The organism is Streptomyces sp. NPDC091292 (genome assembly GCF_044757265.1).
GTDB lineage: Bacteria > Actinomycetota > Actinomycetes > Streptomycetales > Streptomycetaceae > Streptomyces.
The window spans coordinates 349,448-370,947 of the sequence record NZ_JBIVUQ010000005.1; the positions used below are offsets into that span (position 1 = coordinate 349,448).

The 21,500-nt window shown below is 68.9% G+C and carries 22 protein-coding genes; 9 read left to right on the plus strand and 13 right to left on the minus strand.

Translation table 11 applies throughout. The features are described from left to right. Positions 1-44: 44 nt before the first annotated feature. Entirely contained in the window at positions 45-239 is a 195-nt protein-coding gene (locus ACIQNU_RS17925; protein WP_401366941.1) for a hypothetical protein, read from the minus strand. Between the two features lie 43 nt (positions 240-282). Here ACIQNU_RS17925 and ACIQNU_RS17930 point away from each other — a divergent pair, with 43 nt between their 5' ends. Beyond that, the gene (locus ACIQNU_RS17930; protein WP_401366942.1) at positions 283-627 is read left to right on the plus strand and encodes a hypothetical protein; all 345 of its coding nucleotides are present in this window, start codon (positions 283-285) and stop codon (positions 625-627) included. Further along, positions 617-1,198 carry a carboxymuconolactone decarboxylase family protein gene (locus ACIQNU_RS17935; protein ID WP_401366944.1) on the plus strand — a complete coding sequence of 194 codons (582 nt, stop codon included), beginning with the start codon at positions 617-619 and terminating at the stop codon, positions 1,196-1,198. Before ACIQNU_RS17930 ends, ACIQNU_RS17935 begins: the two co-directional genes overlap by 11 nt. 85 nt (positions 1,199-1,283) lie before the next feature. On the opposite strand, the gene ACIQNU_RS17940 is transcribed toward ACIQNU_RS17935, so the two are convergent. Next, on the minus strand, positions 1,284-1,916 hold the full coding sequence (locus tag ACIQNU_RS17940) for a hypothetical protein (RefSeq protein ID WP_401366946.1): 633 nt from the start codon (positions 1,914-1,916) through the stop codon (positions 1,284-1,286). Positions 1,917-1,988: 72 nt separating this feature from the next. Further along, positions 1,989-3,311 (minus strand): MFS transporter, encoded by a 1,323-nt coding sequence (locus tag ACIQNU_RS17945; RefSeq protein WP_401366948.1) that lies wholly within the window; start codon positions 3,309-3,311, stop codon positions 1,989-1,991. A gap of 282 nt (positions 3,312-3,593) precedes the next feature. On the opposite strand from ACIQNU_RS17945, the gene ACIQNU_RS17950 reads away from it, so the two are divergent. Next, a complete protein-coding gene (locus tag ACIQNU_RS17950) occupies positions 3,594-5,081 on the plus strand; it encodes a glycoside hydrolase family 43 protein (protein ID WP_401366949.1) in 1,488 nt (495 codons plus the stop codon). Positions 5,082-5,151: 70 nt separating this feature from the next. On the opposite strand, the gene ACIQNU_RS17955 is transcribed toward ACIQNU_RS17950, so the two are convergent. From ACIQNU_RS17955 to ACIQNU_RS17990, 8 genes are all read right to left on the minus strand, one after another. Beyond that, the gene (locus ACIQNU_RS17955; RefSeq protein ID WP_401366951.1) at positions 5,152-6,567 is read right to left on the minus strand and encodes a twin-arginine translocation signal domain-containing protein; all 1,416 of its coding nucleotides are present in this window, start codon (positions 6,565-6,567) and stop codon (positions 5,152-5,154) included. Positions 6,568-6,605: 38 nt separating this feature from the next. After that, positions 6,606-7,565: a glycoside hydrolase family 43 protein gene (locus ACIQNU_RS17960; protein WP_401367123.1), complete on the minus strand. Its 960-nt coding sequence runs from the start codon at positions 7,563-7,565 to the stop codon at positions 6,606-6,608. 233 nt (positions 7,566-7,798) lie between these two features. Next, entirely contained in the window at positions 7,799-9,136 is a 1,338-nt protein-coding gene (locus ACIQNU_RS17965) for an MFS transporter (protein WP_401366953.1), read from the minus strand. Between the two features lie 248 nt (positions 9,137-9,384). Beyond that, positions 9,385-9,840, minus strand: coding sequence for an RpiB/LacA/LacB family sugar-phosphate isomerase (locus tag ACIQNU_RS17970; protein WP_401366955.1), 456 nt, complete (start codon positions 9,838-9,840; stop codon positions 9,385-9,387). A 201-nt stretch (positions 9,841-10,041) separates the two neighbouring features. Continuing rightward, positions 10,042-11,037: a LacI family DNA-binding transcriptional regulator gene (locus tag ACIQNU_RS17975; RefSeq protein WP_401366956.1), complete on the minus strand. Its 996-nt coding sequence runs from the start codon at positions 11,035-11,037 to the stop codon at positions 10,042-10,044. A 191-nt stretch (positions 11,038-11,228) separates the two neighbouring features. Next, on the minus strand, positions 11,229-12,266 hold the full coding sequence (locus ACIQNU_RS17980; protein ID WP_401366958.1) for a hypothetical protein: 1,038 nt from the start codon (positions 12,264-12,266) through the stop codon (positions 11,229-11,231). Between the two features lie 464 nt (positions 12,267-12,730). Further along, on the minus strand, positions 12,731-13,315 hold the full coding sequence (locus ACIQNU_RS17985; protein ID WP_401366960.1) for a DinB family protein: 585 nt from the start codon (positions 13,313-13,315) through the stop codon (positions 12,731-12,733). Positions 13,316-13,397: 82 nt separating this feature from the next. Next, the gene (locus ACIQNU_RS17990; protein ID WP_401366962.1) at positions 13,398-14,072 is read right to left on the minus strand and encodes a TetR/AcrR family transcriptional regulator; all 675 of its coding nucleotides are present in this window, start codon (positions 14,070-14,072) and stop codon (positions 13,398-13,400) included. A gap of 155 nt (positions 14,073-14,227) precedes the next feature. Here ACIQNU_RS17990 and abc-f point away from each other — a divergent pair, with 155 nt between their 5' ends. After that, entirely contained in the window at positions 14,228-15,844 is a 1,617-nt protein-coding gene (abc-f, locus tag ACIQNU_RS17995; protein ID WP_401366963.1) for a ribosomal protection-like ABC-F family protein, read from the plus strand. A gap of 54 nt (positions 15,845-15,898) precedes the next feature. Further along, a complete protein-coding gene (locus ACIQNU_RS18000; RefSeq protein WP_401366965.1) occupies positions 15,899-16,555 on the plus strand; it encodes a CatB-related O-acetyltransferase in 657 nt (218 codons plus the stop codon). A gap of 158 nt (positions 16,556-16,713) precedes the next feature. On the opposite strand, the gene ACIQNU_RS18005 is transcribed toward ACIQNU_RS18000, so the two are convergent. Beyond that, entirely contained in the window at positions 16,714-16,827 is a 114-nt protein-coding gene (locus ACIQNU_RS18005) for an NUDIX domain-containing protein (RefSeq protein WP_401366967.1), read from the minus strand. Positions 16,828-16,876: 49 nt separating this feature from the next. Continuing rightward, positions 16,877-17,782: an NADP-dependent oxidoreductase gene (locus tag ACIQNU_RS18010; protein ID WP_401366969.1), complete on the minus strand. Its 906-nt coding sequence runs from the start codon at positions 17,780-17,782 to the stop codon at positions 16,877-16,879. Between the two features lie 227 nt (positions 17,783-18,009). Here ACIQNU_RS18010 and ACIQNU_RS18015 point away from each other — a divergent pair, with 227 nt between their 5' ends. Genes ACIQNU_RS18015 through ACIQNU_RS18030 form a run of 4 tightly spaced genes read left to right on the plus strand, consistent with a single transcriptional unit; the run spans position 18,010 to position 21,495 of the window. Next, a complete protein-coding gene (locus ACIQNU_RS18015; protein WP_401366971.1) occupies positions 18,010-18,933 on the plus strand; it encodes an ATP-binding cassette domain-containing protein in 924 nt (307 codons plus the stop codon). After that, positions 18,930-19,649 (plus strand): ABC transporter permease, encoded by a 720-nt coding sequence (locus ACIQNU_RS18020; RefSeq protein WP_401366973.1) that lies wholly within the window; start codon positions 18,930-18,932, stop codon positions 19,647-19,649. Before ACIQNU_RS18015 ends, ACIQNU_RS18020 begins: the two co-directional genes overlap by 4 nt. After that, positions 19,646-20,833, plus strand: a complete 1,188-nt coding sequence (locus ACIQNU_RS18025; protein ID WP_401366974.1) for a sensor histidine kinase — start codon at positions 19,646-19,648, stop codon at positions 20,831-20,833. Before ACIQNU_RS18020 ends, ACIQNU_RS18025 begins: the two co-directional genes overlap by 4 nt. Next, entirely contained in the window at positions 20,830-21,495 is a 666-nt protein-coding gene (locus ACIQNU_RS18030) for a response regulator (protein WP_401366976.1), read from the plus strand. The genes ACIQNU_RS18025 and ACIQNU_RS18030 overlap by 4 nt, the downstream gene beginning before the upstream one ends. The last annotated feature ends 5 nt before the right edge of the window (positions 21,496-21,500 follow it).

Genomic DNA, 21,500 nt, shown 5'->3' on the forward strand with positions numbered 1-21,500 from the left:
GGTGTACGGGCCGCCCTGTGGCAAGGTCACGAAGGTCGCGCGGGTCACGACGTGCCGACGCCGTCGACGTTTTCCCGTCCGGCGGGCGTCACCTCCTCCAGGTAAGGTCCGGCCATGAAGTCCGACGGTGCATAAGACGGCGGCCGGGAAAGAGCCTGCCTGACCTGCGGATATGTCACAGTGGTCGGCTTTCTGCCGCTGCTTGTCACATTCAGCGGTGTGCCGGTCGTCGTGTTCATGTAGTTCATGAGGGCGGACAGCCCAGCAGTAGTAAGAGAGGCCGTGGAAGCCGTGCCGGACGAGGACAAGAAGCGGGCAGCTCACCGAGCCCTGGTGGATCGCGTGCTGAGCGGGGAGGGCAGGGCATCCAGGGAGCAGCGCTCACGTGCCTTCAGCAACGACGGCCTCGCCCCGCCGTTGGACGCGCTGATCGGCAAGGTCGCGGACAGCCCTGCGCAGGTCACCGCGGCTGACTTGGATGCGGCGAAGGCGTCGGGCTGCACCGAGGACCAGCTGTTCGAGCTGGTGGTATGCGCTGCGGTGGGCGAGTCCGACCGGCTGTACGAAGCCGGACTGGCGGCCTTGGCCGAAGCGAGTGGCGAGGGCGGGCCGGATCATGCGGCTTGACATCCTCAACCACGGTTACGGCCCCGGAACCAAGCTGCTGTTCGCGGTCATCCGGCTGTTCTCCAGGCACCCGCTACCTGACGCCGCCAAACTGGTCTTCTACCGGCCCGACTTCTACGGAACCCGGGCGAAGGTGTTCACCCACGAGGCGATGCGCGGGCCGTCCGACTGGTCGGTGGGCGACCGGGAGCTGATGGCGGCCTACGTGTCCAAGGTGAACGGGTCCGCGTTCTGCGTCGGCGCACACACCGCGACGGCGAGTCAGGCATACCAGGACGGCCCGCGCGTCGCGGCGGTACTGGCCGACCTGGAATCGGCCCCCGTCGCGGAGCCACTGCGGGCAACGCTACGGATGCTCGGGAAGCTGACCCAGGAGAGAAACATCAGCGCCGAGGACATGCGGGCAGTGCTGGCCGCCGGCGTCTCCCGCAGGCAAATCCAGGACGCACTGGCGGTCTGCGCCGCCTTCAACACCACCGACCGTCTCGCCGACGCCTTCGGGTTCGAACTGCTCAGCCCCGAGGGCTTCGAGGCAGGGGCCAAGTACCTGCTCAAGCGGGGGTACCGGTAGCCGCGCAGCGGGGGCCACGATCGGTTTCGCACATTCCCCATTCCACATTCCCAGGAACAGCATGTGGGTGCTGGTTTTTGGTGTGTCAGCGTGAGAACGGTGACGGGTGCTGTGGTGCGGTCGCCGGGGTCGGCGGGCGCTGGATGTCCACGACGACCGCCGTTCCGGCGAGGGTCCGGTCCTCGTGCATGGTGATCACTTGACCGGGTTGAAGGTGCTGCCAGTTCGACGGGGAGAGTGGTGCGAGGCGGACCGTGGCGCGCCCGCCGGGTTCCATGGAAGGCGTGAACTCCGCCCACAGGGCGGCGACGCAGAGGTCCGGTTCGCCTGTCGGGGTCCGGCGCCCGATGTCCCACATGGGTCGGAGTACGCCGGCTCCCGAGAAGGGTGTCTTTCGGCGGGCCTTGTCGGCAGGTGTGAGGGTGAGGTCGGCTCGGATGATGCCATGCCGGGTTTCGTAGCAGCGCCAATGAGACCAGGCCGCGCTTCTCTCCAGCCGCAACTGCTCGGCGGCGGTGGCGAGTGCCTGCCAGAAGCCGAGCGGAAGCGGGTGGACCTCAGCTCGTTCCTCCAGTAGCTCCTCCAGCAGACCGAGAGTCACTTCCCACTCGTCACGGGTGAGGTACTCCCAGACGTCGTTCACCGTGACGTCGTTCTCGGTGGCGACCTCCTCCGGGACCAGCAAGGAAGCCGCCTCCAGCAGCCTGGGAACGTCCATGCACTGATTCTGGACGATGGTCTGCTCCTGCGGGTCGGCGCATCTCCCGCTCGCAGGTTCCGTCCGGCGCGGTCAGCCGGTGGTGGTGGGGGACGCCTCGGACCGCGAGACCTGCGGGGCGGATTCCGGGCCGGAGCCGTAGTCGGATTCGGGGCGGGAGTCGGAGTCGGCCGGGGTGGCGTCCGGTTGGGCCAGGGTGCCGGCGACGAAGAGGACGCCGAGGATGAGGAGCAGGGGTACGCACATGGCCGCCCGGTATGAGACGGCCGCGCCGACCGCGCCGACCAAGGGCGGGCCGATCAGGAAGCCCACGTAGTTGAAGAGGTTCACGCGGGCCACGGCGGTGTCCACGGCCCCCGGCAGGCGCTGCGCTCCGACCACGAAGAGCTGGGGCAGGATCACGGACAGGCCCGCGCCGAGGACCGCGAAGCCGAGCGCTCCGGTGAAGGGTTCCGGCGCGGCGGCGATGACGGCGAACCCCAGGGCGGCCAGCAGGGCGCCCACCCGTACCACGGTCACCGCTCCCCACCGCCGTACCCAGCCGTCCCCGAGACCGCGCCCCACCAGGGTGGTCGCCATGTAGAGGGCGTACGGCACAGTCGCCATGGCCTCCGAGCTGTGCAGGGTGTCCTCAAGGAACTTGGCGCTCCAGTTGGTCGCGGTGGAGTCGGCGACGACGGCCACGGTCATGATGAGGCAGAGCGGCAGCAGCGGCTTCCAGGGGACTCCTCCGCGCGGGCGGTCGGACCGTGAGGAAAGGGGCTGCGTGGACGAGGAGCGCGCGGCCGGTTCGGCCGCGGCACGGCCGTCGGCCACCGTTCCTGCCCCGCCGGTCTGTCCGGTCAGGCGCGAGCCGACCAGCACCGCGAACGGCAGCAACAGGGCCACCGAACCGGCGAAGAGGACGAGAAGAGAGAGGTGCCAGTGGGCTCCGGCCCAGGCGAGCACCGCACCGAGGATGCCGCCGAGGCTGGCGGCACCGTGGAAGCCCAGCATGATGCTGCGACCGTAGCCGCGCTGGATCCCCACGCCCGTCATGTTCAGGCTCGCCTCCATGGCACCCACCAGCAGCCCGAAGACCCCCAGACAGGCGACGAGTTGCCAGACGGCCTCGCCCGCGCCGACCCCGACCAGGCACAGACAGATCAGGGGCTGGAGGACACGTACCACCACGGGGGCGGGAACCCGGCGCACCACACGCGAGACGGTGACGCTGCCGACGCCGGCCAGGACCGGCACGGCGGCGAGAAACATGGGGAGCGCGGCGTCGCTGAGCCCGTAACGGTCCTGGATCGCCGGGATCCGGGTGACCAGCAGCGCGAAGACCGCGCCGTGGACGAGAAAGACCAGGAGCAGCGCGGAGCGGGCCCTTCGCAGCCGTACGGGGATCTCCATGGCGCCTCCATCGGTAGCCGCCGCCACCCACCCGAGGGCAGCGCCGGGCGTGACCATAGACAGCGCCGCTGAAGCGCGGCTTGAGCGGGGGCGGGACGACGGTCCCGAGGAGGCCGCCCGGGGTGCGGAGGGCGCGGGTGCGCTGTGGAGCCCGTGAGTCGAAGCGGCGGCTTCTCGACCATTGACACCGCGTTCCGTCCTTCCTAGCGTGACGCCCCGTCATTACATCGATGTAAAGGCATGTCCGGCATGTCGATGCGAAGAGCTGCGGAAAGGACCCCCATGTTTCCCAGCGCCGCCAACCCTCCTCGGGCGCGTACCGCCCTCCTCGTCGCCGCCCTCCTCGGGCTCCTCGTGAGCCTGCTGCCCGTGTCCGCCGTTCCGGCCGGCGCGGTGGAGCCCGCACCTGATGCCGCGCCGCGCGTCCCCGCCGCGGCGGCCGGCACGTTCCGCAACCCCCTCAACACCGGCCCCGATCCCTTCATGACGCACTGGAAGGGGAACTACTACCTCACCTCGACCCAGGGCAGCAGCATCCGGATGTGGCGCTCGCCGTCCCTGGGCACACTGGTGACCGCCGACCCGGTCACCGTCTGGACCGACTCCGACCCGTCCCGCAACCGCAACATCTGGGCGCCGGAGTTCTACCGCTTCGGTGACCGCTGGTACCTCTACTACACCGCCGACGACGGCGTCGACGAACACCACCGGCTGTACGTCCTGGAATCGGAGGGCGACGACCCAGCCGGTCCGTACCGCTTCAAGGCGAAACTCGCCCCGCCCAACCACGCCAACGACTTCGCCATCGACGCGGGCATCCTCCAACTGGGCGGCCGGCTCTACCTCGCGTACAGCGGCATCAACCAGTACCAGCACAACGGGCTCAACATCGCCCCGATGTCCAACCCGTACACCGTCTCCGGCGACGCCGTCGCCATCAACGGCGCCGGCGGCTGCCCCGAGGTGCGGGAGGGGCCGGAGTTCCTGTATCGCAACGGGCGGGTCTGGATGACCTACTCCACCTGTGACACGGGCAAACCGGACTACCAGGTCTGGATGATGTCGATGCCACTGGGCGCCGACCCGCTCGTGCCGGGCAACTGGAGTCAGCACCAAGGTGCGGTGTTCTCGCGGGCCGACGACCGGGGGGTGTTCGGACCGGGCCACCACGCCTTCTTCCAGTCTCCCGACGGCACGGAGGACTGGATCGTCTACCACGCGAAGACCACGTCCGTGAACACCTACAGCAACCGCACGACACGGGCGCAGAAGTTCACCTGGCGGGCCGACGGCAGCCCCGACTTCGGCCGCCCCCTCGCCATGGGCGCCACCCAGGACCTGCCCTCCGGCGACCCCGGGTCCGGCAACTACTGGATCAACGACGACGGCCGCTCCAGCGGGCCCGGCGGCGTCACCTACACCGGTACGTGGAACTCCGGTACGGGCTGTGCCACGCAGTGCTTCTGGAGCGACGACCACTGGAGCGACCGGGCGGGCGCCACAGCGACCTTCACCTTCACCGGTACCCGCATCGCCCTGCTCTCCGTCAAGGACACCGGCAACGGCTACGCGGCCATCAGCGTCGACGGCGGTCCGGAGCAACAGGTCGACTTCCACAACGCGATTCGCGTCGGCGAGGCGGTGCAGTACGTCAGCCCAAGGCTTCCCCACGGCAACCACACACTGCGCGTCCGGGTGACGGGAGAGCACAACTCCCAGTCCGGCGCTTCCTTCGTGAGTGTCGACCGTGCCGAGGTCTATGTGAACTGAGCCGAGGTCTACGCGAAACGAACTGACAGAGCCGGCCTCCGCCCCCTCGGTGGCGGAGGCCGGCTCTGTCTCACCTCCAGCGCAGTCGGTTGCCCGTCGCGTTGCGGGCCAGGAACAGCGTGAGATACAGCTGTCCCGCCATGGCGCCGATGCGGTGTTCCCGCCCGTAGTAGGTGTTCTCGCCGGTGGCGCCGTAGGTCCGGCCGTCGCTGAAGCGGGACATCAGGGCGAGCTGTGCGTCGTTGTGCAGGCGCTCCCACTCCGCCGCGCGCGGGGTGATGCCCCGGTCCTGCCCGGTGAGGGAGACCAGAAGGTCGAAGTTGCCGAAGTAGAAGGGGAAGTGACTACCCCAGTCGTTGCCCTCGGGATAGTGGATCTCCGCGGAGCCCGGTCGGTAGATGGGTGTGGCTCCTCCACCCGGCAGCGGGAACGGCTTGTCCACCAGGGCCGCGTACGTCTGCTTGATGTTGTGCAGTGCCGCCTTCGGCGCCGCCCGGCCCGCGAGGCCGAAGACGAAGCCCTGGTAGAGGCTCTGGTCGAACGACACCATGTACAGGGGGTGCAACCGTGCGTGGTTCTCCAGCGTGCCGTCGTCGGCGATGTTGGTCCCCTGCAACCAGGTGGACAGGCGAATCCCGTTGACGGTCGTGCAGCCGGTGAGGTCGGCCGGTCTGGCTGCCGCTGCCAGCAGCAGCTCGATGTTGCGACGTGTCCAGCGCGCGGCGCCTGGGTGGCCCGGCATCATCGACGCGGCCAGGGAGAGCGCGGCGGCGCTCCAACTGTTCTCCTCGGCCTTGCTGTCCCCGGGGGTGACGACGGTGCCGTCCCGGCGGGTCATGTAGAGCTGATCACCGCTGGTCCCGATGAGGTGGACGCCGTTGCCGGTGGTGAGCCGGCCCGCTTCCCACACCAGCATGGCGACGAGATGACCGCGCGTGGTGTCGTCCAGCCGGTCCCAGAAGAGCCAGCCCGACAGCGCCGTGTAGTACGCCCACAATGCGGTCTGCCAGCCGCCGCCCCAACGGGTCGCGGTGTCGGTGTTGTTGGCCAGGTGCCGGGCGGCGAGGGTCCGGATCAGATTGCGGGTACGGATGGTGGCGTTCGCGGCCGACAGCGTCCGCGGGTCGTATACGCCCGTGACCAGGGCAGTGGTGGCGGCGACCGCGGCCATTGCAGGCAGGCGGACGGCCCGCTCGTCGCTTCCCCTGAGATCGATGTAGCCGTCGGGAAGATAGTGGGTGTACGTGGCGGCGTACCAGGGCCCGATCAGGTAACGGGCGCTCCCGGCCAGGACAGTTGTCACCCGGACCCCGGCCGCGTCCGCTCCTGAGTAGGAACCCAGCCCCGGCCAGTTGATCGGTACGACGCTGCCGCCGTCCGCTGCCTGGGCGGAGACCGTCGTACCGGCTCCGATCACACCGGCGATTCCGAGGGCGCCCGTCGCTTCCAGGAAGCGGCGCCGGGAAAGCGGAGACAGGTCGAACACAGCAGAACTCCTCCTCGCGAGAGGTGTCGGACGGGTTCCTACTCGAAGAACTTGAGGCTGTACCCGACGTCGGTCGGGGCGCCGGGAACATTGGCCCTGCGGTACGTGGTGTTGCTCCACCAGACGGCCGTACCGGAGTACCAGTAGCGGTTGGACCACGAGTACGGGGTGCCTTTCGCGACCGCGTGGAACATGGTCGGGAACCGGTTGCCGGACGGCGGCCCTGCGGCGACGTCGCCGCGCGGCAGGACGAACGTGTGGTGGCCGGGGCCGTCGACGTTCAGCGTGGGGGTCCAGCCCGACATCATCGTGGAGGCGTACGAGCCGAACAAGCAGCCGTTGCTCTTGTACCAGTCCCATACGTACGTGGGATCGCCGCCGGCGCGCAGCCGCAGGTCGGCGATGCAGTAGTTGCTGCTCCAACTGCCGTTCGCGGAGTACACGATGTGCAACTGCCCGCTGGGGTCGACAATCGGCTGGGGCGCCTCGTTGATGTACGGGTTGCCGACGACCCGCTCCCACGGCTCGCGCGGCTGCGACACGACGTAACGGCCGCCGGTCGCCGCGGTGGGGCTGCTCATCCTGGCGACGTAGAGGTTCTGCTCGACGTTGGTGTCACCGGACCAGCCGGACCACACGAACCAGCGCTGGCCGCCGAAGGTGAAGGGCACCCCGTCGATGGCCCATTTGTCGTCGGGCAGGGCCACCTTGGTGGCGGCGGAGTATCCGGTGTCCGGGCTGGCCGAGCCGATGTGGTACATCCGATGGGCCGCGCCTCGCCCAGCGGCGAAGTAGATGCGGTACTGACCGTCATGGTGCACGATTTCCGGAGCCCAGACCTCGCCGAGATCGCCGGTGTCCTGCCACACCTGGTGCTTCGGCGCGGTGGCCACGTCCTCCAGGTTGGTCGCCGTCCGCACCGCGATCCCGCCGTCCACGGACTTGGCCGAGACATACAGATCGCCGACCTTGATGACGCTCGGGTCGGCGCCGCCCACGAGGGGGCGGCCGAGCGTGGACGGCCGTCCGTCCGTCACCGAGGCGTGTGCTTCGGCGGGTCCGGCGGTGGTCGCGACGTGCCCGAGGACAAGTACGCCGACGAGTCCGAGCGGGATGATGCCGGCGAGCCAACGGGAGAGGGACATCAGGCTTCCTCCTGATCATGTCCGCGACAGAAAGCGCTCTCAACTAATCACCATGAGGTGAGCGGCCGTCAAGAGGGCGACCATTTCTACGACGTCAGGAGACGGCGTTCCTCGGCGACCAGGGCGCGTATTCGCTGCCGCTCCTGGCGTCCCCATGTCTCTTTGGTGCTGAGGATTCCGACGAGGCCGATGACGGCAGCGCCGAGATACAGCAGAGCGGCGCCGGGCCAGCCGAAGGCCCCCACCAGGGCGGCGGCGAGCAGCGGCGCGAAGCCGCCGACGGCCGCGGCCACTTGATAGCCGAGCGAGGCTCCCGAGGTGCGTGTGGCGGTACGGAACTGCTCGGTGAGCAGCGACCCCTGCGTCCCGGTGAGCGAGGCGTGGATGAACCCGATTCCGATGATGAAGACCGACACCACGAGTACCGGCCGGTCGGTGTTGGTGAGCAGATACATCGGGAAGGCGAACAGGATCGCTGCCGTGCAGCCCGCGATGTAGATCGGGCGGCGCCCGATGTGGTCGGTGAGCGTGCCGGCGAGGAAGGTGACCACGATGGCCAGGATGCTCGCGGCCGTGATGGCCCCGAGAGCGACGGGGCGCAGGTCCGCGTCGCGTTCGGTGATATAGCTGAGCAGATAGGTCGCGGTGGAGTAGTAGGCGAAGGACTCGACCACGCGCAGGGCGATCACCCGCAGAATGCTCCGCCAGTCGTCGCGGAGGGACGCACGGAGCGGGTTCTTCTCCGTCCGGCCACTGGCCTGGGCCTCCTGGAACTCAGGGGATTCGGAGAGCCGGGAGCGCACGATCAGCGCCACGACGACGAGGACGGCACTGAGCAGGAAGGGCGTTCGCCACTGCCAGTCGCCGTTGAGTGTGGCGCTCCAGGCGAACACGCCGCTGGCGAGTGCGATACCCAGGGGGTTGCCGGACTGGGGGATGGCGGCGAACATGCCGCGGCGGTGCCACGGGGCGTGTTCGTAGGCCATGGTGATCGCCCCGCCCCATTCGGCGCCGAACGCCAGGCCCTGGACCATGCGGATCGCCACAAGCAGGATCGGTGCGAGCACACCGACCTGCTCATAGGTCGGGAGCACGCCGATGAGGAAGGTGGCGGCGCCCATGACGACCATGGCGGCGACCAGGACGGGCTTCCGGCCGAACTTGTCCGCGAAGTAGCCGCCGATCGCGCCTCCGAGCGGGCGCATGACGAAGCCGACCGCGAGGGTGGCGAACGACAGGAGGGTGCCCACGAACCGGTCGCTCTCGGGGAAGAAAACGGCTCCGAAGTAGAGCGCGGACGCCGTTCCGTAGGCGATGAAGTCGTAGTTCTCGACGCTGGTGCCGACGGCTGCGGCGACCGCGGTCTTGAAGCGGTCCTTCGAGCCGAGCACGCTCCGCCGTCCGGCAACGGTGCTGGTGGACATGACGGTTCTCCTTGCGGGTGGTCTCCGGATCGCGTGTGTGCGTGGTGGGGGTGAGCGTGGTGGGGGGTGTGCGTGGTGGGGGAGTTCCGGGCCGCCGCACGGGCTGGGCCGGGGGCCCTTTCCGGTGCATCTGGGTATGGCGAGGCGACGCACGTCGATGCACGGCGGCGTTCGGCGGCGTTCGGTGGGGGTGTACGGGGAGGGCGTGGCGGGATCTCGCCCGCCGGCGACCAGTCAGGCGGGCGGTATCAGGCCGGTGGGGTCAGAGTGTCGAGCGCGTTGAGTTTGGCGACCCTGCGGCGGGTGTCCTCGTCGTCGTCGAAGGTGGCGGCAAGGAACTCGCGGACGATGTCCGGCACGAGTGCGTGCGGGACGAGCCAGGCGCCCATGGCGATGACATTGGCGTCGTCGTGCTCGACGGCCTGGTGGGCGGAGTAGGGCTCGTGAGCCAGACCGCAGCGGATGCCCGGCAGTTTGTTGGCGGCCATCACGGCACCCTGACCGGTGCCGCAGACGAGCACGGCCCTGTCCGCCGTGCCGGAGAGCACCATGTCGCAGGTGGCGCGGGTGATGTCTGGGAAGTCGACGGGGTCGGAGGTGTGGGTGCCGCAGTCGACGATCTCGTGGCCGAGGTCCTCGATGGCCCTGCGCACGGCGTCCTTCAACGGGTATCCCGCATGGTCTGCTCCGAGAGCGACTTTCACCGGCTGGTCCTTTCGGAGGGGAGGGCCTGAGTTCGGCCCGGTAGGGGATGGCGGCGCACGGGGTGTGCGCAGGGAGGTGGGGTCACGTGGCCGGCGTCGGACGCCGTGGTGATGGGGTGCTCCACCGCGTACTCAGGCACATGGCATCGCCCGAGCTGACACGGCCCACGGCGGTGATTCACGCGCTCATCGGACGACCCCTCATCGGACGACCCCGGGGGACCGGTCGACAAATGAGGTGGCGATACGTTGCCCGGGTGCGTCGCGGCCGGCGAGGAGGTCGACCAGTCCGCGCACCCCGAGGCGGCCGATCGACGACGCGTCGTTGCGGACCGCGCTGATGGGTGGTGACGCGAACTCGAACCAGTCGAGATCGTCGAAGGAGACGACCTCGACGGATGCGGCCCGCTCCACACCGAGCCGCTCACGCAGCGCGCGGACGGCTCCGAGCGTCGTGAGGCCGTTCGCACCGAAGACGGCAGTGAAGGGCACGCCCCGGTCGATGATGCGGCCCATCGCATCGGCCGCGCCGTCGGCCAGGAAGTCACCGGCGTCGAGGAGCCTGTCGTCTGTGCTGATCCCGTATTGCTCTCGCCCGGCCAGATAGGCGGCACGGCGTTCCGCGCCGGTGGAGATCGTGTCGGGTCCGCCGATGAACGCGACGTCGCGGTGCCCGCGTCGGCGTAGCCAGGCCAGGACGTGTCCGACGCCCTCGGCGTTGTCGGTGCCGTACAGCGGGGCGTCGACGCCCTCGATCGTACGGTTGAGGAAGACGAGCGGCAGCCCCGAGGCGAGCGTGGCCGCGAGCTGCGGCGAGACCGTGCCCTGCGGGGAGAACAGCAGGCCGTCGATGCGTTGCGACGCGAACGTCCGCAGGTATGCGTCGGCTTGTTCGGCGTCCTCGTTCGCGTTGGCCAGCAGCACGGTGTACCCGTGGTGACGGGCTTCCTGCTCCGCGGCGTGGGCGAGTTCGGAGAAGAACGGGTTGCGGATGTCCGAGACGAGCAGCCCCAGCACATCGGTACGGGAGCGCCGCAGCGAACGGGCAGGACCGTTGGCGATGTAGCCCAACTCGGCCGCGGCGGCGAGAACGCGGGACCGGGAATCGGGCGACGTCTGGCTGCTCCCGCTGAGTACGCGGGACGTGGTACCCAGCGAGACTCCGGCCCGTGCCGCGACGTCCTTGATCGTGGTCACCGGCTCCACCTCCTCGTGGAAACGTTTCCATGGCGCGAATGCCTCAAAGATTGCACACGGAACGCGAAGGGGGCAAGACCCGTCCGTGTCCCGGTACGCGGCGAGCGGATCGACGCGGCGAGCGGATCGTCGTGTACGCGGGACACCGGCGACGGCGGGGGAGTTGAACGGATGCCCGGATCGGCAGATGGCTAAATCGTGGCCCTGCGCGAGTGGTGTGCGGAGTTTCCGTTCACCGCCGTCCGTACATACGGCTGATTCGCCTTGGAGGCGTTATGGGCTTCCGCTGATCCTTCCCTGGGGCCGTGGTTCTCGTATCCTGCGACACGGAGCGCGGCCACCTCGGCCATTGCGGTACTGCCTGGAGCAGTGGCGGGCCGGGGAATGGAGTGCGCGGGCATTTGATGCAGCAACGCTTCAGGGTCTGCGGTCCGGCTGTTGTGCACGGGAAGCGGCGGACAGTAATTCCCTGCATCCTGAGGCAGAAGGTTGGTGGCGTAGTAAGTCATTCCCTGGGTTATCGCACCAACCCCACCCGCTACGGGGCCGAGGATGCCGGCGCTGTACGCACCGTAGACCGCGGCTCCGGCCATGTTGGCGAATCCGCTGCCCATCCTGTAGTAGTTCGGCTTCGGGTGGGCGTCGTTCGGATGCCAGTATATTTTCAGACACCGTTCGGCTTCGTTGACGACTTGCTGGAGTCCCACGAGTCCATTCACCGCGATTCCGGCCCCATAGACGGTGAGATTGTCCGTGACCGTACCGATCCCCTGAAGGATGAGCGGAAACCCCTCACGACTGGCGTCCGCCATCTTTCGACTGAAAGAGGAATCATTGAATTCCCCCACGGCCCGGGGGAGGAACTTTGCCGCATAGTAGGACAGTCCCTGAGCTATAGCACCCACTCCACCCAAGGTGGAACTGAGTGCGCCCGCACTGGATGCGCCGTAGATGACCGCTCCAGCCGTATTGACGATCCCGCTGCCTACTTGGTAGTAATTGGGCTCCTGGCTCTCCCGGCTCTCCTGAATCGGGTGCCGATGGATGTGCAAATATCGACCGGCTTCATCGGCGATCTGCTTTATTCCCACCGCCCCATTCACAGCCACCCCGGCCCCGTACACCTTGGTGTTCTTCGCAATGGTGCCGATTCCTTGCAGGGTGTGCGGAAATCCCTCAAGGCTGGACTCGAATATTCGCTCTGAATAAGAGGCATCATCGTTCGTCATTCAGGCTCCCTCGCCGGTTCTCGCGGATGGCATGTCTTGCATCCGATCTGGACGACGTACGGGAGATTCCTTGGTTCGGAGCGCTGACGCGTTCGATACGGTCAGGGGCGCCTTCTTAGCGGGTCTCGAACGAGTCGGCGGCAGCGGAGACATGTGTGACCGACCGAGGCACATTACCTGCACGCCACCCACAACGCGCCGGCACGACCGGCGTCATGCCGCACGAACATCAAGTCACGCGACATGTCCCGGTACGACGAGCCCGATTCCCACGGCGAGAAGCGTGGGTGAGTGCACGTTCCATCTGACGAGCATGAGCACGGCGCCCGCTCCCCAGAGCCTGGGCTGCCGCCAGGGTCTCGACAACACACATGATCACACCAGAGCCGCACCGCCGCCGCGCACCAGCCCCGAGAAGCCGGCGAGCGCCAACTCCCCGTCTCGGTAACGACGTTAAAAACTAGCTATGCCTTGATCGGTGCGGCCGACCTGGCGGCCTCCTCGATCTTCGCGCAGTACGCTGCGCGGGCTTCTTCGTTTATCTGCTGCTCGTGTTCTGCGCGCAGCCCGGTCCGGCCGTCGAGGCCCTCGCGCAGGATGTCGGCGTGTCCGGCGTGCCGGACGGACTCGCTGAGGACGTGGGCCATGACGGCGAACAAGTTCGTGTTGAGATATGGCTCAGGCCACCACGGCACGTGGCCGGGGGCGTCGAGGGGAAGCTCGTTGATCGTCGCGTCCGAGTGTTCCCACGTGCGCCGGTAGAACCCGATGATCTGATCGCCGGTCTCGTCCTCGGTGGCCCACAGATCGCTGCCGTCGTGGTCCTGCCATCGGGGCAGCGGTTCCGGGGAAGGGCGGTCGAAAACCTCGCCGAAGTACCTGGCCTCAACGGTGGCCACGTGTTTGACCAGGCCGAGGAGGTTGGTCCCGGTCGCCGTCAAAGGTCGGCGGGCGTCGTATTCGGACAGGCCGTCGAGTTTCCAGAGCAGCGCCTCGCGGTCCCGCCGTAGTCTCCCGTGCAGATTGTCCTTCGCGAACTCATCGATCATGCGGCTTGAGCCTGCCATGGCCTGCTCATGGTCTCAAGATCCCGTACGTGGTCAAGGGGTGTCGGTAGTGGTGAAGTCCCGATCACCTGTCGCTTGCTGACGGTGGTTCGGTGAAGGCGCCCGCTGTTGCGGCGAGGGCGGCGGTTCTGGCCGCGCAGGCGGGTAGGTGCGGGTCGGGTGGCGTGCGGAGGAGCACCAGCTCGTGGTACAGCGGCGCCGTGGCCGCGACGAGCAGTCGCCGAGCGTCAGTGCGCGGCGGAAGTTCGTCGCGCCGGACAGCTCGGCCGACGATGATCTCGCAGCGGGCGTAGCGGTCCTCCCAGAGCCGCTGTTGGGCGTCGGCGGCCTTCTCGGAGCGGAACGAGGCGGCGATCAGAGCCGTGACGATCGGCGGCTCTGCGGTCAGGGCCGCCTGGATCTCCTGGTTCAGTGCAGCCAGGTCGCCTTCCAGCGAGCCGGTGTCCGGTGGCTCCCAGTCGTCGTCGCCCGCCGCGTCGAGAACGTCGGCGAGCAGGCCGCCGACGTCCCCCCAGCGCCGGTACACCGTGGTGCGGTGCACGCCGGAGCGGGCGGCGACGGCGTCCATGGTGAGCCCGTCGTAGCCGTGTTCGCCCAGCTCCCCGAGGACCGCGTCGAGTACCTGCGTACGAATACGGGCGGTACGGCCTCCGGGGCGGCGTCGTCGGGTCGTCGGCGGCCGGGTGCCATCCGACTCAGGGGCTGGGTCTCGGTCTGGGGCTGGGTCGGTTGGAGTCATCACCGGTTATCTGTTTGCTCAGCGGGCGGCCTTGTGGCAGCATCTTAATGCATCAGTTGTCGCACTAGTGGAGTGATCGATGTTCTTCCGAAGCGTTCGCCCGGCCGCACGGCTCTCGATGGCCGTCTCGTACCCGAATGCTTTGGAGTCTCCGCATGCCTACACAGATCACCGCGCTCGCCGTCAGCAAGTCCTTCGACGGCAGGCTCGTTCTTGACTCGGTGACCTGCTCGCTCGCCGCGGGCGAGCGCACCGGGGTCATCGGTGAGAACGGATCCGGCAAGACCACCTTGCTGCGCCTGCTCGCCGGGCGTGAACGGCCCGATGAGGGCAGGGTTGTCGTCCAGGCCACCGGCGGCGTCGGCTACCTCGCCCAGGACGAGCGGATGGAGTCGGCCACCGTCCAGCAGATCATCGACCGGGCCCTGAGCGATCTACGCACCATCGAGCGGCGCATGCGCCGCCTGGAGGCCGTGATGGCGGGCGGTGACGAGTCGGGCATGGCCGAGTACGGCGAACTGATGACGGTCTTCGAACTGCGTGGCGGCTACGACGCCGACGCCCGCGTGGAACGCGCACTGCACGGACTCGGCCTGGGGTTGGTGGGCCGTGACCGTACCGTGGGCAGCCTGTCCGGCGGAGAACGGGTCAGGCTGCGGCTGGCCGCCGTCCTGGCGGCGGCGCCGGAGGTGCTGCTGCTGGACGAGCCGACCAACCATCTCGACGACGACGCCCTGAGCTGGCTGGAAGAACACCTGCGTACCCGGCGGGGCACCACGGTGGCGGTCTCCCACGACCGGGTCTTCCTCGAACGTGTCGCCACCAGCCTGCTGGAGGTGGACGCCGATCGGCGCCGCGTCGTCCGGTACGGCAACGGCTACACCGGCTACCTCGCCGAGAAGACGGCCGCCCGGCAGCGCTGGGCCCAGGCACACGACGCGTGGCGGGCGGAGATCGACCGGCTGCGCGAGGCCGCCGCGACCACCGCCCGCCAAGTGGCCCCCGGCCGGGCGATGAAGGACGGCAACAAGATGGCCTACGACCGGGCGGGCGGCCGGGTGCAGCAATCGCTCGCCAGCCGGGTGCGCAACGCCGAGGAACGGCTCCGTCGCCTCCTCGCCGACCCGGTCCCACCCCCGCCGGAGCCGCTGAGCTTCACCCCCGTACTGCGAGCCCGACGCCTGGACGGCGTCGTACTCGAAGCCGCCGACATCGCCGTCACCGACCGACTCGACCGTACGAGCCTCGCGGTCAGGGCGGGCGAGCGCCTGCTGATCACGGGGCCGAACGGGGCGGGCAAGAGCACCCTGCTACGCGTCCTGGCCGGGGAAGTCGCCCCCGACAGCGGAAGCGTCACGCGCCGCGCCAGGATCGGCCACCTGCCCCAAGAGCCGCGTCCCGGGAACCCGGACGAGACCGTGCTGGTCGCCTTCGCGCGAGGACGGGCGGGAGATGCCGCCGGATTCGCCGAACAGCTACTGTCCCTCGGCCTGTTCGACCACGAACAGCTCCACGTGCCGCTCGGCCGGCTGTCCGCCGGGCAGCTCCAGCGACTCGCCCTGGCGCGATTGCTCAGCGAGCCGTCCGACGTCCTGTTGCTCGACGAACCCACCAACCACCTGTCGCTCGCCCTGGTCGAGGAGCTGGAAACCGCTCTGACCGCGTACGACGGCAGCCTCGTCGTCGTCAGCCACGATCGCCGACTCCGCCGCAACTGGCGAGGCACCCACCTGGCCATGCGGGCGACTCCCCTGTCCACCGCCAAAGCCTGAGCCACTCCGGACACAAGCCGTACCGAAACCCCTTGAGAAAGGAAGCAATTCCTCATGCCGCCTGTTCCCGCCGACCCGACCGCGCTCCATCCGATGCCCGAGCAGCCGCGAGTAGTGCTGCTGAAGCCGCTTATCACCTCGCCGCTGATCGAGGTCGGTGAGTTCTCCTACTACGACGATCCCGACGATCCGACCGCCTTCGAGACCCGCAATGTGCTGTACCACTACGGGCCGGAGAAGCTTGTCATCGGAAAGTTCTGTGCGCTGGGCGAGGGTGTGCGGTTCATCATGAACGGCGCCAACCACCGCATGGACGGCCCCTCGACGTTCCCTTTCCCCATCATGGGCGGCTCCTGGGCCGAACACTTCGACCTCATCACCGGCCTGCCCGGACGGGGTGACACCGTGGTGGGCCATGACGTCTGGTTCGGATACCGGGCCATGGTGATGCCGGGCGTCCGCATCGGCCACGGAGCGGTCATCGCTTCCGGCTCCGTCGTCGTCGACGACGTCCCCGACTACGGCATCGTCGGCGGCAACCCCGCCCGTCTGATCCGCCGCCGCTACAGCGACGAAGACATCAACCGCCTCCTGGCCGTGGCCTGGTGGGACTGGCCACTCCAGCACATCACCGAACACCTGCGCACGATCATGTCCGGCAGCATCGACGACCTGGAGAACGCGGCGCCCGGACACACGACAGACACCTGAACGACCCGCCACACAGGACGAACGGGCCCGCTCGTCATCAGACGCCACGTCCAAGCCGACGGCCGCACCACTGATGCGTTTCGCAGGCACCGACACCCCGGCGGCCGGTGGATCCTTGCTTCCCGTCCTGACACCGACAGAGACAGGTGCCCAGCGCGTCAGACGTGCGGCGGATCGTCCCCGACAGCAAGTCCGACCTCCTCCCGCAGTTCGCGGCGCAACGCCGCAAGTGGCGTCTCGCCCGGCTCGATCCTCCGCCGGCAGTTGCCCACACCCCACCCCCTTCCGATTGCGACATCACGTCCGCGCGGTGGGGCAAGGTCAGACGCTGACCACGATCTTGCCCCGCGTGTGTCCGCGCTCCGCGTATGCGTGCGCTTCCGCCGTCCGTTCGAACGGGTACGTCCGCTCGACGCGTGGTGTGTAGCGGCCTTGCCTGCCGAGTTCGGCCGCTTCGGCGAGGAGCGTGGAGTCGTTCTCGGCGTTGGCCACACGTACCCCCAGTCGATGCGCGTTGGTGTGGTCGGCGACCGTCGACACACGAGCAGGGTCGCCCACGATCGCGACGAGATCGGCCAGGGACCCGGAGGCCGCGGTGTCGAGCGCGATGTCGACACCGTCCGGAGCCAGAGTGGCCACGCGCTCCGCGAGGCCGCTGCCGTAGGTGGTGGGAACGGCTCCGAGAGAGCTGAGGAACTCGTGGTTGCGCTCGCTGGCCGTCCCGATCACGGTGGCGCCCTGAGCCACCGCGATCTCGACCGCGGCACTGCCCACACCTCCGGCGGCGCCCTCGATGAGAAGGGTGCGCCCCCGCAGCGGACCGAGCGCCTTCAGCCCGCCCATCGCGGTCACGGACGCCAGACCGGCGCCGGCCGCCTCCTCGTCGGTCCACGTGGTGGGCGCGTGGGCCCAGGCCGACAGCACGGCCAGCTCCGCTGTCGCGCCGGTCACGCCGCCCAGCCCGAACACACGATCGCCGATGCTCACCCCCTGCACACCCTCACCGGTCTCGTCGACCACGCCGACGACATCACGCCCAGGAATGGCGGGCAGGTCCACGGGAAGCACCTCGTGCACCGCACCGGAACGCACCTTCCAGTCCACGGGATTGACACCGGCCGCCGCGACGCGGACGCGGATCTCGCCGGGCCCGGGATGCGGGTCCGGCACCTGCTCGACCACAAGGGTCTCCACACCGCCGTACTCGTGATAGCGGACTGCGCGCATGACGTTCTGCCTTTCCACGCGGCCTGAACTGGCCGTTCGTGAGATCAGTGGGGTGAATGTCCGGCCGACGCCGACGCCCCTACGCTAAAAGCTGACGCCGGTGTCAGGTGCAAGTCGGAAGGGCGTAGAAGGGGACGGCGTTCGGCGGTGGTCTCCGCCCCTGGTCGGAGTTCGGGGTTCGACCGTGGGGGGATGACCGGGAGATCACCGCGTCGGAAGCTTCGGGCATGACCTCTTCACAAGCATGCGTCGGGGACCCGGTGGCCATCAGGGTCGAAGGGCTGACCAAGAGTTACGGCCGTAGAGCGGCAGTGGCCGACCTGTCGTTCACCGTCGGGTCCGGAAGGGTGACGGGGTTCTTCGGCCCGAACGGGGCCGGAAAGACCACCGCGCTCAAAGCGGTCGTCGGCCTGTCACGGCCCACCGCGGGCCAGACGTTCGTTCAAGGCACGCCGGTTACGGCGATCAAGCCCGACGCCCGCCTGCTCGGCGTACACATCGAACCGTGCGGGGCCCATCCCGGGCGGACCGGCCGGGCGCATCTGCGGTCGCTGGCCGCGCTGGCCGGACTACCTCGTCGCCGGGTCGGCGAGGTCCTGGAACTGGTCGGCTTGGCGGAGGCGGCCCGGGTCAGGGTCGGCAAGTATTCGATGGGCATGCGGCAGCGGCTCGGGCTTGCCGCGGCGCTGCTCGGCGATCCGGAGATCCTGGTCCTCGACGAGCCGGTGAACGGCCTGGACCCGCAGGGAATTCGCTGGTTGCGGACGTTGCTGCGGGATCGGGCCGCGAACGGCGGCACGGTCCTGCTGTCCAGCCACATGTTGGGTGAGGCCGCCCAGACCGTCGACGACGTGATCGTGATCGACCGGGGCCGGCTGGTCCACGAAGGCCCGATCCGGGACCTCGAACGCTCCGGGGAGAGCGGGGTCGTGGTACGTACCGCGGAGGCCGAGCGCCTGTCGGACCTGGTGGTCGCGGCCGGTGGCCGCACACAGAACGAGGACGGCGGCGGGCTGCTGGTCGAAGGTCTTGATGTCGCGGAGGTGGCACGGCTGGCACACCGCGAGGACGTTCTGCTGGAGGAGATCGTCCAGCGGACCGCTTCGCTGGAAGATGTGTTCTTCGGTCTGACGGGAGGGTCCAGCCGATGAACCATCTGCTGCGAGGCGAGCTGATCAAGACCGTGACGACCCGGACTGTGCTGGGTTTCGCGGTGGGCGGGGTGGCGTTCGCGGTCCTCAACGTTCTGGTGGTCGCGTTGGCGTCGGGCACGCTGGACGAGGTGGCCGAGAAGGAGGAGGCACTGTCGGGGTTGCCGATCCTGCTGCTGCTCTGGGGGTTGGTCGGCGCGGCCGGGGAGTACCGGCACCGGACGGCCGCGCCGGCGGCTCTGGTGGGCCGCCGTGACCGAGGGGTCGTGCTGTCGGCGAGAATTGCCGCTTACGCGCTGACCGGGCTCCTGCTCGGCGCGCTGACGACCTTGGTGTCGGTCGGGCTCGCGTTGCCGCTGCTGAGTGACCAGCCCGGTCCCGACCTCACCTCGGGAGACGTCGGCGGCGTCGTGGCGGGCAACCTCGTGGCGTTCGTCCTGTCCGCGATCCTGGGTGCCGCCCTCGGCGCCCTGATCCGTAGCCCGGTCCTGGGAGTGGTCGTCCTGCTGATCGTGAACTTCGCCGTGGTCCCGCTGCTGTCCGGGGTCTGGGAATCGGGTGTCAACCTCACACCGTTCGGTGCGGTAGGAGTTCTGAGCCGGATGACGCACAACACGACCCTGTCGGTGGTCTCCGCCGGATGGGTACTGGCCGCATGGACGGTCGCGGTCACGCTCGTCGCGGTCTTCGTCGAGCGACGGCGCGATCTGGCGTGAACCGGTTCCTTGAGCGGGTCCGGGCGGCGTACGACCTGCTGGTCGCGCGCCGCTCGGCGCTGTTCGACATCGCGCTGGCGGTGATCACGACCGGAGTGGAACTGGGGCTGCTCTTCGACGACGGGACCCCGGTCGGCGTGATTCCGGTCGTGGTGACGGCGCTCGCCGGCTCCGCCCTGCTCCTCCGCCGCCGCGCACCATTGGCGGTGCTCATCGCGGCCTGTGCGGGCGCCGCGGTGCTCGTGCCGCTGGGCTACTCGCCGGGCGGGGCGCCCGTCGTGGTCGCCCTCGCCTCGCTCGCCGACCTGCGGGACCGGCGGATCTCGGGGGCGGCGCTCGTGCCGACGGCGCTGTTCCTGCTGCTGGCAAGCATCTCCTCGCTGCCCATCCCGATCGGGGCGTGGGCCCTCGGCTCGTACGTGCAGACCCGGCGGCGCTACACCTGGGCGCTGGAGGATCGCGCGGCCACCCTGGAACGCGAGCGCGAGCAGCTCGACCAGATCGCGGCACAGCGGGAACGCACATCCATCGCCCGCGAGTTGCACGACATCGTCGCCCACTCGGTCACCGTCATGCTGATCGGCGTGCGCGGCGCCCGGGACACCCTGCCGACCTCACCTCAGGTCGCGGCTGAGACCCTGGAACGGGTCGAGGTCAGCGCGGAGCAGAGCTTGGCCGAGCTGCGCCGGATACTCGGCCTGCTGCGGACGCCGGACAACAGCGCGCAGTGGAGACCGCAGCCGTCGCTCGACCAGCTCGCCGAGTTGGTCGCCGAATACCGGACAGCGGGGATGCCAGTGCTGTTGAAGCTCACCGGCGAGGCCCGGCCTCTGGCCGGCGGCCTCGAACTGTCGGCGTACCGGATCGTCGAGGAGGCGCTGACCAACGTGCTCAAACACACCCACCCCACTCAGGTCACGGTGACGCTCGACTACAGCCGGACGCATTTGAACGTCACGGTCGAGGACGATGGCGGCGGAGGTGGTGGCGGTGGCGGTCGCGGAGGTGGTGGCGGTGGTGGTGGCGACCCGGTCTCCTCGGCCGATGGGCACGGCATCCTCGGGATGCGGGAGCGGGCGGCGGTGGCAGGAGGCAGCCTCGACGCCCGCCGTACCGCGGTCGGATTCCTGGTGACCGCCCGGCTGCCCGCCGGTGATACGGGTGATACGGGTGATACGGCATGACCATCCGCCTTCTGATCGTCGACGACCAGGAGTTGATCCGGACCGGCTTCCGCCTGTTCCTGCAGACCCAGAACGACCTGGAGGTCGCCGGCGAGGCCGCCGACGGTCATGAAGCACTCACCCAGGCCGCCGCGCTGCGCCCCGACGTCGTCCTGATGGACGTCCGAATGCCGCGCATGGACGGTGTCGAGGCCACCTCCCTGCTGACCGCCGCCGGGTCCTCACCCCGGGTGCTGATCCTCACGACCTACGACCTGGACGAGTACGTCTTCGGCGCACTACGGGCGGGCGCATCGGGTTTCCTGCTCAAGGACGCCTCACGCGAGCGCCTGCTGGAAGCGATCCGGGTCGTGCACGCCGGTGAGGCGCTGCTGTCGCCGTCGATCACCCGCAGGCTCATCGAGGACTACGCCACCCGCACCGAACCGCTACGGCCCCGCGCCAAGCTGCTGGCCGAACTCACCCCCCGGGAACGGGAGATCCTTCTCCTGGTGGCCAGGGGCCTGTCGAACCCGGAGATCGCCACGCACCTGGTCGTGACGGAGGCGACGGTGAAAAGCCACGTTGGCAGCATGTTCGCCAAGCTGCATCTGCGGGACCGCGTCCAAGCAGTGGTGTTCGCCTACGAGAACGGCTTCGTCCTCCCAGGCAGCTCGGGCTGAGTCCA

Coding starts and splice junctions, on each gene's coding strand:
- ACIQNU_RS17925 (WP_401366941.1), bottom strand. CDS start 239: ATGAACACGACGACCGGCACACCGCTGAATGTGACAAGCAGCGGCAGA.
- ACIQNU_RS17935 (WP_401366944.1), top strand. CDS start 617: ATGCGGCTTGACATCCTCAACCACGGTTACGGCCCCGGAACCAAGCTG.
- ACIQNU_RS17940 (WP_401366946.1), bottom strand. CDS start 1,916: ATGGACGTTCCCAGGCTGCTGGAGGCGGCTTCCTTGCTGGTCCCGGAG.
- ACIQNU_RS17945 (WP_401366948.1), bottom strand. CDS start 3,311: ATGGAGATCCCCGTACGGCTGCGAAGGGCCCGCTCCGCGCTGCTCCTG.
- ACIQNU_RS17950 (WP_401366949.1), top strand. CDS start 3,594: ATGTTTCCCAGCGCCGCCAACCCTCCTCGGGCGCGTACCGCCCTCCTC.
- ACIQNU_RS17965 (WP_401366953.1), bottom strand. CDS start 9,136: ATGTCCACCAGCACCGTTGCCGGACGGCGGAGCGTGCTCGGCTCGAAG.
- ACIQNU_RS17980 (WP_401366958.1), bottom strand. CDS start 12,266: ATGACGAACGATGATGCCTCTTATTCAGAGCGAATATTCGAGTCCAGC.
- ACIQNU_RS17985 (WP_401366960.1), bottom strand. CDS start 13,315: ATGATCGATGAGTTCGCGAAGGACAATCTGCACGGGAGACTACGGCGG.
- ACIQNU_RS17990 (WP_401366962.1), bottom strand. CDS start 14,072: ATGACTCCAACCGACCCAGCCCCAGACCGAGACCCAGCCCCTGAGTCG.
- abc-f (WP_401366963.1), top strand. CDS start 14,228: ATGCCTACACAGATCACCGCGCTCGCCGTCAGCAAGTCCTTCGACGGC.
- ACIQNU_RS18000 (WP_401366965.1), top strand. CDS start 15,899: ATGCCGCCTGTTCCCGCCGACCCGACCGCGCTCCATCCGATGCCCGAG.
- ACIQNU_RS18010 (WP_401366969.1), bottom strand. CDS start 17,782: ATGCGCGCAGTCCGCTATCACGAGTACGGCGGTGTGGAGACCCTTGTG.
- ACIQNU_RS18015 (WP_401366971.1), top strand. CDS start 18,010: ATGACCTCTTCACAAGCATGCGTCGGGGACCCGGTGGCCATCAGGGTC.
- ACIQNU_RS18020 (WP_401366973.1), top strand. CDS start 18,930: ATGAACCATCTGCTGCGAGGCGAGCTGATCAAGACCGTGACGACCCGG.
- ACIQNU_RS18030 (WP_401366976.1), top strand. CDS start 20,830: ATGACCATCCGCCTTCTGATCGTCGACGACCAGGAGTTGATCCGGACC.